This window comes from Methanosarcina barkeri MS, assembly GCF_000970025.1.
Classification (GTDB): Archaea; Halobacteriota; Methanosarcinia; order Methanosarcinales; family Methanosarcinaceae; genus Methanosarcina; species Methanosarcina barkeri.
The window spans coordinates 1,599,042-1,612,912 of the sequence record NZ_CP009528.1; the positions used below are offsets into that span (position 1 = coordinate 1,599,042).

A 13,871-nucleotide genomic window follows, 5' to 3' on the forward strand; every position below is an offset into this window, starting at 1 on the left:
GGGAGGAAGGTGGTTTCTTATAGATAACAGTGCAGTCTTTAATGCATTAGGAAAAATTCTTTTCCTTCTGGCATTTACAATGCTTGTTCCCCTTTTAGTAGCCTTTTACTACCGTGAACCTCTTGTCCCCTTTATTGTTTCCTTTTTCATAACACTTGTTTCTGGCTTGCTTCTCATGCGATTCAAAGGTCGTGAGGATTGGCAGCAAAAAGAGGCCCTTGCCATTGTGGCTTTGAGCTGGCTTGCAGCAGCTATTTTCGGGGCGATTCCTTTTCTTTTTGAAGGAGTTTCTTTTATTGATGCAGTTTTTGAATCAATGTCGGGTTTTACTTCAACGGGTTCTTCAATTCTTACGAATATAGAGAGCTATTCAAGAGGACTTCTTTTCTGGCGGTCTTTTACCGCCTGGCTTGGAGGCATGGGAATCATTGTACTTTTCATAGCAGTTCTGCCAAAGCTCGGAGTTGCCGGCCGTCAGCTGTTCAGGGCTGAGGCTCCAGGTCCTACTGAAGATAAACTGAAGCCAAGAATCCGGGAAACTGCAAGGATTCTATGGACGCTCTACATTCTTATCTCTGCTCTTGAAGTTGTGGCTCTATTTCTGGGTGGAATGTCCCTTTACGATGCTCTCAATCATTCTTTTGCCTGTATGGCTTGCGGGGGATTTTCTACTTATAATGCAGGAATAGAAGCTTTTCACAGTCCTATTATTGAATTTATTCTCACATTTTTCATGTTTATTGCTGGGGCTAACTTTGCTCTTTATTACCGGGTGATTCGTGTCAATAAGTTTGCTCTCTTTCGAGACGAGGAATTCAAGGCCTATTCTTTTTTTATCCTCGGTTTCACGGGTTTACTTACACTGGTTCTATTCAAAGATATGGGATTCTCTCCATTCAATTCTTTTCGTTATGCCATATTTCAGATAACCTCTGTTATGACAGCCACTGGCTTTGCTTCAACGGATTTTAATATGTGGAAGGACTCAGCAAAAATTCTGGTTCTTTCAGTCATGTTTATCGGAGGCTGTGCGGGTTCTACAGGCGGTGGCATGAAGGTTGTACGTTTTCTGTTGATGTTAAAATATGCAAGGAGAGAACTCTTCAAATTTGTTCATCCTCGACTCGTCAGGTCTATCCGGTTAAATAATAAAGCAGTACCGGAAGACATTTTACAGTCAATTCTCTCTTTTGTTGTGCTTTATATAGGAGTTTTTGTTGTAGGTACAGTGCTTCTAACACTACTGGGAGTTGATATGGTAAGCTCGGTTACAGCTTCGATAACGACTCTCGGAAATATAGGTCCTGGTTTTAACATTGTCGGGCCTATGGCAAATTTTGAATCAATCCCACTGCTAGGCAAAATTATTCTTATCAGTAATATGTGGGTAGGCAGGCTAGAGGTTTATACCGTGCTTGTACTCTTTACAAGGGAATTCTGGCACTCATAAAGAGAATTGTGGAAAAAAAAAGGAGTATTAAAATGCTGTTTTATCCTAAAATAATTTCGAGAATTGTGAAAAAAAGATACTGTACAATCTTCGAGGGCTGACCATTTGACTGGTTTCAGTGCATGCTGAAAATTTATCTTAGTTCCTGTAGACTACCACGAGCCAGAAAAGTCCCTAACTTTGAGACCCTATCTGAAGATTCTATAATATATTTTTTAATGTGGGTAGGATCTAAATTTCTTCTCGTATCTTATATGTCACATTTGTAAAATGACTTTAAATTATTTACTCAAATTGACAAAGAGTTGATTTATTGCGTGGCTAGATATAGGAAATAAAGGCCGATTATTATAATTGATACTCCTATTACTCTATCCATGAGGTCACCACTCATTCTGGTGGTTTCCTTAATTTTTTTACCTATTGAACCACCAATAGAGCTGATCACCATAAGAGGAATACTTAGACCAATAGCGTATATTAACATAGTAAGTGTCCCTTGAAGCGGCGTTTGATACAATCCTATATAAGTTAATACAATTATTAGCATCGGAGCACCTCTACCTATTGTAATTGCCCCAAAAGAAAGCCCAAGTAAGAATGCTCCCATTATTGTGTAAGAGTTAGGTAATTTAAAAAAATTGTACATGCTTCGTATTGGTGGTTTGTAAACATGTAATAGTTGTAATCCCATTGCAATCATTAATATACCACCAATTGCCCAAGCGATTGCACTATTTAAAAACAATATATATTTACCAATGTATCCAGCAATAAATCCAAGCGGCAATAGTACTAGCACAGTGCCTATTGAAAATGAGAAAACTAGTTTAAGTATGTTCAAAAGTGATAAGTTTGTTTTTCCGCTTGTAAGGTAACCTATTAATCCTAAGCATAACACGCTATTACATGGGCAGATACCTGCTAGTAGCCCAAAAACAAATATACCAGTTACAGAAGGGTCAAATGTTGCTGTCATAAGCTCATCCTATTAGATTAATTAATTCCGTATCCAACTGTAAATCTATCTCATTTAGGGCGCAACTAGAAAATCCTAAATTTCGTACTTGTCTAGATTTCAGATAGTAAAATCTTAGCGTACGATATTTAGAATCTGATGGCAGCATCCCATTTAGGACCTGTAGAATTTAAATATTCAATTGATCAATTGAATATTTAAATCATATGGTAAAATTGTATTTAAGCATAACGATGAATTACGACTTAGAACAGATAAAAAAACGAGATGAATCAGGAAGTTTTTATGGAAAAAGAAACCCGTGTGTTTAAAGATAGCGTTTATGCGCAGCTCGCCAGAATCGGAAAGGCTATTTCAAGTCCTCGAAGACTGGAGATATTGGACATTTTGATGCAGGGATCCAAAACGGTCGAAACAATCGCCCGTGAAACGGATATGAGTGTTGCAAATACATCCCAGCATCTGCAAACTCTGCTTGAATCCAGGTTGGTAGAGTATGAGAAGCGTGGAGTTTACTCATATTACAAATTGGCAGATCGAAAGGTGGCGAATTTCATCTTATCTTTACAGCTTTTAGCCGAAAAGCGTATTACGGAACTTCAAAAGCTTCGGGAGGAAATTTACACTAACAGAGATAATATAGAACAAATAAAAATGAGTGAACTCATTGTCAGAATGAAAGAAGGCAATGTGACTTTAATTGATGTAAGGCCGAAAGAAGAATATGAGATGATGCACATTCCAGGAGCTAATTCTATTCCTCTCGAAGATTTGGAAAAGCATTTAGCTACTTTACCTATAAATCAAGAAATTGTTGCTTATTGCCGTGGTCGTTGCTGCTTACTGTCTGTAGAAGCAGTGGAGATATTAAGAGCTCATGGCTTTAAAGCTGTGCGTTTGGAGGCAAGCGTTCAGGAATGGCTTTCACAAAATGATGATGAATATAATAACGCTCATAATTGCTGCAACAAAAAAAACAGCATTATCTAATGAAATGTTGCATTAATTAACCTAATGACTATAGATAATTAGGATATGGCAGTGTATCGAATTTTCTGTAAATTCAGAGTCAAATTTTTGTATACTGATCATAATTCAGTTCTTTCGATGTTGGATTCTCCAACGACTAATTTATTAATATTTTTGATTTTACATAAAAATTGACACACTACCACGGATATTTATATGAAGGGTTCTGTTGCATAAAATCTAGATTTTTTACAAAATCAGTTAAAACCTTCACAATTAGAAAAGGTAACCGTTCTCACCACTCGGCCTAAACACTTATTTTTCTCGATGTCTGCAGACTCCGAGAAAAATGCCTATGTGTTTATCATAGAATTTTTGCATTTGATGAAAGTTTATCGAAGGAATCAAGAAAATTCTGATATGATGTATAACAGCTGGGTTTACACTCTTATAGCCAAAAAAACGAACCTTTAATAAAAGTTCGTATTTTAGTTCTTATAGAATATGCGAAACCATTTCAGGATAGAACAGGAATAATTACAATGCAGAAAAAATATCTTCTGTGGGACTTTGATAATACATTGGCATATCGGGATGGAATGTGGGGGCAAACTATATACGATCTATTACAGGAACATGGATACAGCAGCATTAGACTTGAGGATATTCGTCCACTTCTTACCAGAGGATTTCCCTGGCACACTCCGGAAATATCTCACGAAGAGTTTTTTGGAGGAATCCAATGGTGGGATTACATGACATTGCACTTTTCTAAAATAATACATCAACTTGGGATTAATGAAACATTATCATCCAAAATTGCAGGTCAAATAAAAATAAACATGAACTCATTAGAAACTAAAAAACCCGCGATTTTTGCAGATTTAAAGGAGTTTAGAAGGAGCCCTTCGCGAGCTTTTTTGGAAAAAGTGATCTTTTTCCTTTTGGAAAGGATTTTTCTGATTGAAGTGAATTTCTTTTTATGTTCAACTCAGCTTTAATATATTTTTATTGCTGGCGGTATGCTGAAATCTGCTCCCGAATACAATTGGTAGGAAAAATGAAATTAAACATCCTTTTTCCCATGCTCCGACAGATATTGCTCAATTGCACGTTTTGAACTATGCCATGTTTTTCCGATTTTTACTGCATCCAGGAGCCCCTGTCTAGATCGCAGGCTAAGATATTCCTGAGAATAAGGAGTTTCTATAGCAAGTTCTCTGAGAGGTAGAAGTTCATCGTTTCCTCCTGAAATGGAGAGATATAGAGTCAGGTTTTCATCTACGGCTTTTGCAATGAAATTGGCAAATGGCTCCAGGTTTCCAGAATCTGCGGCTCTAAGGGATTTGTAATATTTTCCTCTATCCTCTTTTTTGAGTATGACAGGAGGATAATCTCTTGTCATCAAATACAGATTTGTAAGAAGCCGAGCTACTCGGCCGTTTCCATCAATGAAAGGATGAATTTCAACAAACCTGTGATGCAGGAAGGAAGCTGTTTCAATTGGATGTTCCTTGCTTTCAGTTATCGTTTCAATAAGCTCATCCATCAATTTGATGATCTTTGACCAGTCGGGTGGAGTCTTTACTGCACCTGCTATTCTCACATTTCTTGTGCGGTACTTTCCGGCGTCCTCAAGTATGCCTCGGGTTACGATTTTGTGAATCTCCTGAATTGTGACATGGTCTATTGCACGTTTCTTTTTTGCCAACTCTTCCATTCGGTCAAAAGCTTTCGCATTGTTGCTCGCTTCAAGATGTTCTCTAAGCGATTTTCCGCCAATAGTTAGCCCTTCTTCCAGAACAAGTTTTGTCTCCTGAAGTGTTAGTGTATTTCCTTCTATCGCATTGGAGTGATAAGTATGAACCAGCCTCATTTCTTCATGTAGCCTTGCTAAAGCATCTGCAGGAATAGACCGCATGAAGTTTAGCTGCTTCATTTTTTCATTTATTCGTGCAAGAAGTTCTTCTTGAATCAGGGATGTATCGGTATGTGTCATAATTTGATGTATCCGATATGAGCCCCCTGGTATATATCGGTATCGGCAATTTTTAGAGTTATCCGATATAACTATTTTTTATTTATTTCACCTTAGTTAAAGTATATTTTTCCTGCTGGCGGTCTGCTGGAATCTTCCCCGAAAACGGTTGTAAAATTGAAATAAGATTGCAAAACCGTTGTTTTTCAGATTTAAAAATATAAGAGTTAGAAAGACTCCTTTGCAGGCGCAAAAAGTTTTATTTTAGTTTTTAACGAGTAATTCAGGTACTTTATTTTGATTTGGCGTTTCTTACAAAATCTTTTACGCTAGTTTCTCCTCCATCAAAGCCCATATTCTGGATTTCACGATAGAGACAAGTAGAGGCACAGGAATCTTCATTAATCCTTTTGAGTATGTAAGTTTATATGGGTCAAGTTTACTGGGTCTTGTTAGACATTTGTAAGGTTCAGGCTGCATCTTCAGATTGAGATATTTCCTCACAGTTTTCCTATCGTGATCTATCTGTCTGGCGATTTCACTGATACAGAAGCCTTTTGAATGCAACACTTGTATTAATAACCATTCTTCCTTTTTCAGCATTATTTATTATTGATATGATTTAGATTTTCCAATCTAAAAAGAATCATAATAGAAAATGAACCTCAATTGATTCCAGAAATATTCTTTTTTCGTTTTATGGAGTAATTGCTATATAATGTAGTGAAAACTTCACTACATTATTTATACATTTTAAAGAACTATATATCAAGTTAATAAATGGAGATTATAAATGGCCAAAGTCATAAAGAAAAAAGAACAAATTAACGCCACAGTATCTCCATGGATCAAAAAACAGTGCCTGGAACTAGCTAATACTCCCGAATTTTCTAGCATTTCCGATGTGGTATCTCTAGCATTATCTGAATTTTTTGGAAAATACGAGTATATAAAGACTAAGGAATTAAAGGAACATGAGACTCGACTTCCTGATTTAATTGAAGTCCTCATGAAAACTAAAGAAGGTAAAGAATGGCTTAAATCTGTTTATGAGATCGGAACTAAAAAAATCAATTATTCAAGAGAAAAAAACTGTCTTTTAGAACAAAATATTGAAGGTCTTATAGGACTCAGAGTAAAAGAAAACTTTGTACCAATAGTCATAGATGGAGATCTAGAAGGCGTCACAGGTTACGATAAAGAGGATTTTCTTTCCGGTAAAATTAAGTGGGTAGAAATAATTAAACCCGAAGATCGTTTATTAGCTTGTGAAAGCTTAAAAAAAGCTATGTATGAGTCAGATATCTCTACCGAAATAGAGTACAGAATATTAAGAAAGGATGGGGAAACAAGATGGGTTCTGCAAATTTTCCAGAAACTTCCAGCAGACTCCAGATCACAAGGATGTGTACAAAGTTTAATTCGCGATATTACAAAAAGAAAAACTTCAGATTTTACTCTTAAAAAAACGTATGAAGCTCGTATGAAAGAAATCCACCACAGGACCAAAAATAACTTGCAAGTAATCTCGTCTCTTCTCAGCCTCGAAGCTGACAGATCTACCGATGCAAAAATGCTTGAAGCGTTTCGGGAAAGCCAGAATCGGATTACCTCCATGGCTCTGATTCATGAAGAACTCTACAAAGGGAACAAAGTAAATAATCTTGACTTTGCAGATTATCTCCAAAAACTCACGAATAATCTTTTTCATTCATACAGATTAAGAAATGAGGAAATCAGCCTGAAGCTTGAACTTGAAAAGATATACCTGGACATGAATACCGCAATCCCACTCGGAATTATTGTCAATGAACTGATCTCAAATGCTCTGAAGTATGCTTTTCCAGCCCAAAAAGGTGGAAAAATCCATGTAAGTCTTCATACAACAGAAAAATGTGAAAAAATACATAAAAGTGTCAGAAACTTAGGAACAGAACAAAACTGTATAAATAAAGAAAAATTTCAGTTTATTTTGATAGTATCCGATAATGGAAATGGATTTCCTGAGGAGATCAATCATCAGAATACGGATTCTCTCGGACTCCAGATTGTGAACATTCTTGTTGAACAAATAGAAGGTTACATTGAACTTAAAAGGAATAATGGAACTGAATTCAGCATTTACTTTAACAAATTGGTATAGAGCCCTTTTTATTTACTTTAGCAAATTGAGGCTCTGGTCCAAAATCCAGTGATTTTTGCATTTTTTGATTGAAAATCTGAATTAGTAAGAAAAATATGGTTTGGCTCTTCGTTGTTTTGTATGGCTATCTTCATAATGTTCTCATAAAATCCAGCGTGGTCTTGAATTGAAAATATTATCCATAGAGAATGACGAAGAGCCTATGGTTTTCACTCAAATAAATATTCGATACATAAAGACCTCAATCCCTAAGTTGTATCACAAGGATTGTGACCAATTACAAAATCTAGTGATTTTGAATTTTACATTCATTACTAGATTTTGATACTGAGTCCGCAGGGCCTTTTTGATAAAAGTGATCTTTTCCTTTAGGGGGAGGTTTTTCTGATTGAGGTGAACTTCTCTTCACGTTCATTTCAGTTTTAATATATTTTTCCGGCCGGCGGTCTGCTGAAATCTTCCCCGAGTACGTTTGTTACAAAAAGATAGCTAAAAAACTTGAGTTTATTACTTCGCTCTCCGTGCTAAAAAGGTAGAACTGTCTCCGAGATGAAACCTAAACTCGCCTTCCAGTACGTCTTTTTCTTTTATCCTGACCCAACCACTGCCAAATACATGGTCGCACTCTTCATTTCCTTCCCAGGTGAATTCAAACCTTTTACCATCAACATAATCAACGATCTTTCCGTCTATAAAGCCATAAACTAAACCAAATTGAAAATTCCCCATGTTGTCTGGCTTTATCGTAATATAAGCCTGAACTTCCATGTTGAAATAATCCTCATCCCATAATTCCATCTCATAAATGTGCCATGTCCCTGTGAAGTCCATATTTTTAATTCTTTTTCCTCGAATAAAAACATCGTTATACAATATCATAAACTTGAAATTTAAGGGGACTATTAATTCGGTAAATTGCAGATTTGTAAGAAGCCCTCCGCAGGGCCTTTTTGATAAAAAGTGATCTTTCCCCTTTTGGGAGGGGTTTTCTGATTGAAAATAAACTTTTCTTCCAGTTCAATTCAGTTAAAATATATTTTTCCGGCCGGCGGACTGCTGGAATCTTCCCCAAATACGGTTGTTAAGAAAAGTGAAATCAAAAACCTGCGAATTTTGTAGATTCAAACGAAGTTTATAAGGAGCCCGCTGCAGGTCTTTTTTGATAAAAGTGATCTTTTTCTTTTGGGGAGATTTTTATGATCATTTACATCTCGTCCAATATACGTTTGATATCAGGCTTTGCTTCGGGAATACCCTCTTTAACGGATAGCCAGACTACTTTTAGGTTCACTCCGAAGTAAGCATGAATCAATTTGTCTCGTATCCCTGCCAGATCTTTCCAAGGAACGGAAGGATATTTTTCACGTATTTCAAATGGGACATTCTTTGTTGCTTCGCCAATGATCTCTAGAGCCCTAACTACTGCAAACTGCGTTTTACGATCTTCGGTAAATTCTTCAAATGTCCAGCCGTTGATAAATTCTTCTGCTGCTTCCATTGCATCATAGATATCCTGGATATAGTCTTTTACTTCACGAATTTTAATCCCTCTTCAAACAGCTTCAACTTCACTCAGGATATGTTTACCTATATTCGGCTTCAGTGCATCTTTCATAACAAGGTCTACCTTAATACCCAGAGCATCCGAAAGGTAGTTTTCAAGATTGACAAATTTAAAAATAGTAGGAGTCTTGCTGAACTCAACGAGTATGTCCAGATCACTTCCTGATTTTTGCTCCCCCCTTATGTAAGACCCAAAAATTCCCAGGTAGCTGACGTGGTACTTTTCTTTAAGCTCAGGGAGCATCTCATGGAGTTTCTGGATGTAAGTGTCAGCTTCTTTTCGGTTTTCCGGCATTTTTTCAGGCTCTATTTAGTTTCTTTTTGAGATAATATAGTATTTTGCGGTTGTAGTATTTATAATTACTAAAGAAGGAGGGTGAAATCTTCTTTACATTCAACTCAATTAAAGGCTCTTCGCTGCTTTGTATGGGTTGAAAATAATTGGCTAGTTAGAAAGTATTCCGATCAAATATGAGAACATCAAACATGAATGTGATTTTCAAAAAAACTGTTTTCATATCTGATATATACTACTTCAATATCTAGAAGCTAAATGCAAGTTACCCACTCGAAATAGCGAAGAGCCCAATTAAAATATATTTCTCCGGCCGGCGGACACTGGAATCTTCCCCGAAAACGTTTGTAGATATTGAAAAACTGAAAACCTGTAAGTTTTCTAAATTTAAAAGAGTTTATAAGGAGCCCGTCACAGGGCCTTTTTGATAAAAGTGATCTTCCCCTTTTGGGACTCAGTTCCAAAATCTAGTGATGAATGTATAACTAAAAATCACTAGTGTCGAGTCAATCGTCAAGGATTCAATGATCCCGAATAATTGCAATCGATTTTATACGACATTTTGTGTTTGACTCAACACTAGATTTTGGAACTGATTACAATCCTTGTGATTATGCTTATAGATTGAAGGCTTCACATATCGAATATTAATTTTTATTGGAGACTGAATTCTTTTTAAGAATTTAGATTTTCAATCACGAAATTAAAAAATCACTAGATTTTGGAACAGAGTCCCTTTTGGGAGGATTTTATGATTGAATATGAAAACCTGGTAACCAATTATGTTCCACTAAATCTGTCTGAAAGTAGATCCTCTTACCCATAACAATTTAAGTAAAAAAGCCTTATAACCGATATTTATGCGGTTCAAAATTATCCTTGAGGAAGATGAAGAAGTAGGCGGATTTATTGCCAGTTGCCCGGCTTTAACAGGCTGTTTTTCACAGGGAGATACGGTAGAAAAAGCTATTGAAAATATTAAAGAAGCGATTCAGGCTTGTTTGGAATCTCTGGCGGAAGACGAACTACAGGAATGCATTGGGAAACCTTCCTGCAGAGTAGTTGATGTGGTTGCTTAATGTCTGGACTTCCTGTAATTTCCGGAATGCAGGCAATTAAAGCTTTTTCTAAAGCTGGCTGGCTCCCTCACCGGCAGGTAGGAAGTCACGTTGTCCTGAGAAAAGAAGGCTCTAAAGTTACGCTGACCGTTCCGAAGCACAAAGAACTGAAACCGGGTCTTTTAAGAAATTTGATAAAAGCTTCAGGACTGACAGTGGAAGAATTTGAAGCTCTTTTGAAGTAAGATTTTTGTGATTCAGCCGTTTTACTTCATGAGCTCACTTATGAAGGATCTCTTCTTTCCTCGACATATTAAATCAGTTGAAATATATTTTTTCTGCCGATGGTCTGCTGGAATCTACCTCAAATACATTTGTAGATATTGAAAAACTGAAAACCTGTGAGTTTTCCAAATTTAAAGGAGGTTAGAAGGAGCCCGCCGCAGGGCCTTTTTGAAAAAAGTGATCTTTTCCTTTTGGGGAGATTTTTCTGATTAAAGTGAACCCTTCTCCACGTTCATTTCAGTTTTAATATATTTCTCCGGCCGGCGGACTGCTAAAATCTTCCCCGAGTACGTTTGTTAAGAAACGAGTTATGAAAAGTGAAAGTGAAAACTTCGTGATTTTTGTATCTTTATAAGGGGCATTTTACAGGGCTTCATTAGATTCAGCGATTCTGTGAATAAAATGGGTAGAGAATATTATAATTTACAGAGCTTTCGTTACATTGCCAAATATGGCAGTGTCTCAAATTTGCTGTAAATTTGAAGTCAAGTTTTTGCATAGTATGGAGAAAATTGATCTGCCGATACGGAATTTTCTACCCAATAACTTATTGAGATTTGTGATTTTACAGAAAAATTGGCACACTGCCAATTTGTCACTATTCCTCACTTAACCGAAGACGTATGAAGGAGAATCTAAATTATCTATTTCTAAAGTCATTTATTCAATTCCAATAATCCAGCAGAAATATCTAATAACTTGATATCAGCACTATCTAGACAAACCTGTGCCGTTCTAAAATGATATTCTTGGGCAATCAATATTCCATTGTTCATTTTGAGAGCAACTTGAACATAAACCACATCCTTTTTACCAAAATCTCTGCTTTGGATCAATCTCTCAATACATATTGGGATTTCCGCGTCTGCTTTTACCTTTTTCCATTTTTTCTCAACGATGGTGAACCATTCTTTGAGGAATCTTCCATTGCCTTCAATAGGCATTTCTGCGTTTGGGATTTTACATGTGAGTAATCTCTTGTATTCTTTTAAGATTTCTTTGGATATTTTTAGATTATGTTCTTTTACATTTTCAAGTAATTTCTTTGCCTCCTTGTTCCCCCTACAGACTTCTCCCAGTATGTTGGCATCTAATACTAGCTCCATTTTTCACCCTTCATCCATTTTGTCAAATACAATATCTGTCCTTTCTACAACTTCATTGAATCGTTCTTCAAAGAATCCTTCGGGGAAATTCACCATTTGACCGTCTTCATTTATATCTATTCTTAAAATTTTTGTTCCATCAGTTGATGGATCAAAATAATATATGGCTACATCATCTGGAGATATATCGCCCTTCACAACATGGGTGCAAACACGCGATATAATAAGATCGCTATGTGTCTCAACAATTATCGATTTTTTTAAATTATTTACACTATCTACTAACAAATCTCCCATAGATGCCTGACCCTTCGGATGTAAATGGATTTCTGGTTGTTCAATAAGAAGCGTTGAACTATCTGGATTAAAACATTCTACAATAATTGGGAGAAGTTGTGAGACTCCAAAACCAACATCAGCTATGGTGACCCAAGTACCTGTGTGATAATCCTTTAACAGAATCTCATACCTCCTAGAACCTTTTCTTAGTTCTTCCAGTTTAAATTCAGAAGAAATATTAAACTCTTTAAACCATTTTTTTACTAAGAAACGCATTTCTTTTGATAGAAGAATCTCATCAACGGCCCATTGTCCATATTTTCCTACTTCGTGTGGCGCTGCTCCACTTTGTGTATAGAGACGTTTAGGTTCAGTTCTAGAAGGTCCAATGTGAGACATGCTTCTAAAAAAAGCATCTAAGTCCCTATTCGCTTCATTACTTACTATGAAAGGCTGAAGATATCTTTGCCCATTTTTGAGATGTTTATCGTTATCTAACAGTTTGACGGGAATAAATTGTGAGATATTCTTCCTATAAACGGATATCTTTCCTGCAAAAATATCTGGCTTCTCTATAGTAAAGGAGTATTTGTTTTTTCCAAGCCAGCTGACATTAAAAGAAACTAGTTTTTCCTTTATTTCATTTGTTTTATATTCATTATATGAATATTTATTAAGGATTATTTCTCCCGCGTAAAATCCTCTTTTCACCAGTTTATACACAAACTTATAGCGTTTAAGTAACGAATCTTCAGAATTATACGAATTCGATCCCACATCAAATTCTATCTCAAGTTCTTGTTTTTCATCATGGTTCCAGATTATGTCTTTGTATGAACCTAAATCAATATAGTCTTGAAGGATAAGAGGAGTATTTTCATCAGAACTTTTTACAGTTTGTTTTAATGCCAGTAACACCTGAAAAGCACTTGATTTTCCCGAGCTGTTAGGGCCTACAAAAAATGTAATAGGTTTTATGTCCAGTGAGTCAATATTTTTCAATGCTTTAAAATTTTTAATTTTTATTCTTTTTAACATTGTCCCACCATGAAATTCCAAACTTTTTAGTCACTCTTTTACCTAGTATTTTTTTATGTATGTGCTTAAACAGTTACTATTATTAAACTATTTTGAAATTATTACAAAATTTGTAATTTAAGATATGATTCTTTTCTGTATAAAATCAAATACTTTCTGTCTAGTCTTTAGTAGCCTTTACATTTAATAAGTCTTAAACAATTTGACAGAAGTATACATTTTATAATGTATAAATAGGCTTCAGGCTTTTGTTTTCTTCATATAATTTAAATTTATCTCGTGTGTTTGTTGAATTTTGAAATTCTTCATTTTACCACAAGTAATGTGTCAATGCAAAGTGTTTTTTGTAAGAAAATACTGTATTAATTAATAGTTTATGTCAAATTAGAGATACATCCTCACTTGGAACCCATGATACTTCGCAACCTCTTCTGAGTCCTTCTGGTAAATGGTCTGGCTGTCAAACGAAACCAGGTCCTCGGAATAAAGTGCATTCGGTGAGCTGCGGGCAAGGATTGTAAGTGCGCTTTTGTAGAACCTGACTTTCACCATACCTGTGACCCTTTCCTGGGACTTGTCGATAATTCATTTTAAATATATTTATCCTGCCGGCGGTCTGCTTAAATCTACCCCCGAATACGTTTGTTAAGATAATGTTAAGAAAAACGAAATTGACAAACCCGCGATTTTCGCAGCTTTATAAGGGGCACTTTGCAGGGCTTCTTTAG

General features: G+C 36.0%; 13 protein-coding genes and 2 pseudogenes. 6 read left to right on the forward strand and 9 right to left on the reverse strand.

Translation table 11 applies throughout. The features are described 5' to 3' along the window. The first annotated feature begins 19 nt into the window (after positions 1-19). Complete coding sequence (locus MSBRM_RS06455) at positions 20-1,450, forward strand: TrkH family potassium uptake protein (RefSeq protein ID WP_048103475.1); 1,431 nt, start codon at positions 20-22, stop codon at positions 1,448-1,450. 310 nt (positions 1,451-1,760) lie between these two features. Here MSBRM_RS06455 and MSBRM_RS06460 read toward each other — a convergent pair whose 3' ends face one another. Next, positions 1,761-2,429, reverse strand: coding sequence for a cytochrome c biogenesis CcdA family protein (locus tag MSBRM_RS06460; RefSeq protein ID WP_011308340.1), 669 nt, complete (start codon positions 2,427-2,429; stop codon positions 1,761-1,763). 285 nt (positions 2,430-2,714) lie between these two features. On the opposite strand from MSBRM_RS06460, the gene MSBRM_RS06465 reads away from it, so the two are divergent. Together MSBRM_RS06465 and MSBRM_RS20775 are read left to right on the forward strand one after the other, a co-directional pair. Next, positions 2,715-3,419, forward strand: a complete 705-nt coding sequence (locus MSBRM_RS06465) for an ArsR/SmtB family transcription factor (RefSeq protein WP_011308339.1) — start codon at positions 2,715-2,717, stop codon at positions 3,417-3,419. A gap of 521 nt (positions 3,420-3,940) precedes the next feature. After that, complete coding sequence (locus tag MSBRM_RS20775; RefSeq protein ID WP_176722170.1) at positions 3,941-4,399, forward strand: HAD family hydrolase; 459 nt, start codon at positions 3,941-3,943, stop codon at positions 4,397-4,399. 65 nt (positions 4,400-4,464) lie between these two features. Here the strand turns inward: MSBRM_RS20775 and MSBRM_RS06475 are convergent, their stop codons facing one another. Then, a complete protein-coding gene (locus tag MSBRM_RS06475) occupies positions 4,465-5,397 on the reverse strand; it encodes a Fic family protein (protein WP_052712728.1) in 933 nt (310 codons plus the stop codon). A 280-nt stretch (positions 5,398-5,677) separates the two neighbouring features. Next, positions 5,678-5,979 (reverse strand): annotated as a pseudogene (locus MSBRM_RS21115) (IS21 family transposase); the annotation flags it as partial. A 190-nt stretch (positions 5,980-6,169) separates the two neighbouring features. Between MSBRM_RS21115 and MSBRM_RS06485 the strand changes: the two are divergent. Continuing rightward, positions 6,170-7,519: a sensor histidine kinase gene (locus MSBRM_RS06485; protein WP_048118726.1), complete on the forward strand. Its 1,350-nt coding sequence runs from the start codon at positions 6,170-6,172 to the stop codon at positions 7,517-7,519. Positions 7,520-8,026: 507 nt separating this feature from the next. On the opposite strand, the gene MSBRM_RS06490 is transcribed toward MSBRM_RS06485, so the two are convergent. From MSBRM_RS06490 to MSBRM_RS06505, 3 genes are all read right to left on the reverse strand, one after another. Further along, a complete protein-coding gene (locus tag MSBRM_RS06490; protein WP_080941495.1) occupies positions 8,027-8,398 on the reverse strand; it encodes a hypothetical protein in 372 nt (123 codons plus the stop codon). Positions 8,399-8,723: 325 nt separating this feature from the next. Then, positions 8,724-9,017, reverse strand: coding sequence for a HepT-like ribonuclease domain-containing protein (locus MSBRM_RS06500; protein ID WP_048118705.1), 294 nt, complete (start codon positions 9,015-9,017; stop codon positions 8,724-8,726). 54 nt (positions 9,018-9,071) lie between these two features. Continuing rightward, the gene (locus tag MSBRM_RS06505; RefSeq protein ID WP_048118702.1) at positions 9,072-9,377 is read right to left on the reverse strand and encodes a nucleotidyltransferase family protein; all 306 of its coding nucleotides are present in this window, start codon (positions 9,375-9,377) and stop codon (positions 9,072-9,074) included. Between the two features lie 860 nt (positions 9,378-10,237). Between MSBRM_RS06505 and MSBRM_RS06510 the strand changes: the two genes are divergently transcribed. Together MSBRM_RS06510 and MSBRM_RS06515 are read left to right on the forward strand one after the other, a co-directional pair. After that, positions 10,238-10,456, forward strand: coding sequence for a type II toxin-antitoxin system HicB family antitoxin (locus tag MSBRM_RS06510; protein ID WP_048155085.1), 219 nt, complete (start codon positions 10,238-10,240; stop codon positions 10,454-10,456). Next, a complete protein-coding gene (locus tag MSBRM_RS06515) occupies positions 10,456-10,680 on the forward strand; it encodes a type II toxin-antitoxin system HicA family toxin (RefSeq protein WP_048131891.1) in 225 nt (74 codons plus the stop codon). The genes MSBRM_RS06510 and MSBRM_RS06515 overlap by 1 nt, the downstream gene beginning before the upstream one ends. A gap of 696 nt (positions 10,681-11,376) precedes the next feature. Here MSBRM_RS06515 and MSBRM_RS06520 read toward each other — a convergent pair. From MSBRM_RS06520 to MSBRM_RS19260, 3 genes and pseudogenes are all read right to left on the reverse strand, one after another. After that, complete coding sequence (locus MSBRM_RS06520) at positions 11,377-11,826, reverse strand: hypothetical protein (protein WP_048155088.1); 450 nt, start codon at positions 11,824-11,826, stop codon at positions 11,377-11,379. A 3-nt stretch (positions 11,827-11,829) separates the two neighbouring features. Beyond that, positions 11,830-13,143, reverse strand: a complete 1,314-nt coding sequence (locus MSBRM_RS06525; RefSeq protein ID WP_048155091.1) for an AAA family ATPase — start codon at positions 13,141-13,143, stop codon at positions 11,830-11,832. A 384-nt stretch (positions 13,144-13,527) separates the two neighbouring features. Next, positions 13,528-13,725, reverse strand: a pseudogene (locus tag MSBRM_RS19260) (argininosuccinate synthase); the annotation flags it as partial. Positions 13,726-13,871: the final 146 nt, after the last annotated feature.

What these genes read in the sequence shown, in the direction of transcription:
- MSBRM_RS06465 (WP_011308339.1), top strand. Translation starts at nt 2,715, where the DNA reads ATGGAAAAAGAAACCCGTGTGTTTAAAGATAGCGTTTATGCGCAGCTC.
- MSBRM_RS06510 (WP_048155085.1), top strand. Translation starts at nt 10,238, where the DNA reads ATGCGGTTCAAAATTATCCTTGAGGAAGATGAAGAAGTAGGCGGATTT.
- MSBRM_RS06490 (WP_080941495.1), bottom strand. Translation starts at nt 8,398, where the DNA reads ATGATATTGTATAACGATGTTTTTATTCGAGGAAAAAGAATTAAAAAT.
- MSBRM_RS06525 (WP_048155091.1), bottom strand. Translation starts at nt 13,143, where the DNA reads ATGTTAAAAAGAATAAAAATTAAAAATTTTAAAGCATTGAAAAATATT.
- MSBRM_RS06475 (WP_052712728.1), bottom strand. Translation starts at nt 5,397, where the DNA reads ATGACACATACCGATACATCCCTGATTCAAGAAGAACTTCTTGCACGA.
- MSBRM_RS20775 (WP_176722170.1), top strand. Translation starts at nt 3,941, where the DNA reads ATGCAGAAAAAATATCTTCTGTGGGACTTTGATAATACATTGGCATAT.
- MSBRM_RS06460 (WP_011308340.1), bottom strand. Translation starts at nt 2,429, where the DNA reads ATGACAGCAACATTTGACCCTTCTGTAACTGGTATATTTGTTTTTGGG.
- MSBRM_RS06500 (WP_048118705.1), bottom strand. Translation starts at nt 9,017, where the DNA reads ATGGAAGCAGCAGAAGAATTTATCAACGGCTGGACATTTGAAGAATTT.
- MSBRM_RS06485 (WP_048118726.1), top strand. Translation starts at nt 6,170, where the DNA reads ATGGCCAAAGTCATAAAGAAAAAAGAACAAATTAACGCCACAGTATCT.
- MSBRM_RS06505 (WP_048118702.1), bottom strand. Translation starts at nt 9,377, where the DNA reads ATGCCGGAAAACCGAAAAGAAGCTGACACTTACATCCAGAAACTCCAT.
- MSBRM_RS06515 (WP_048131891.1), top strand. Translation starts at nt 10,456, where the DNA reads ATGTCTGGACTTCCTGTAATTTCCGGAATGCAGGCAATTAAAGCTTTT.
- MSBRM_RS06520 (WP_048155088.1), bottom strand. Translation starts at nt 11,826, where the DNA reads ATGGAGCTAGTATTAGATGCCAACATACTGGGAGAAGTCTGTAGGGGG.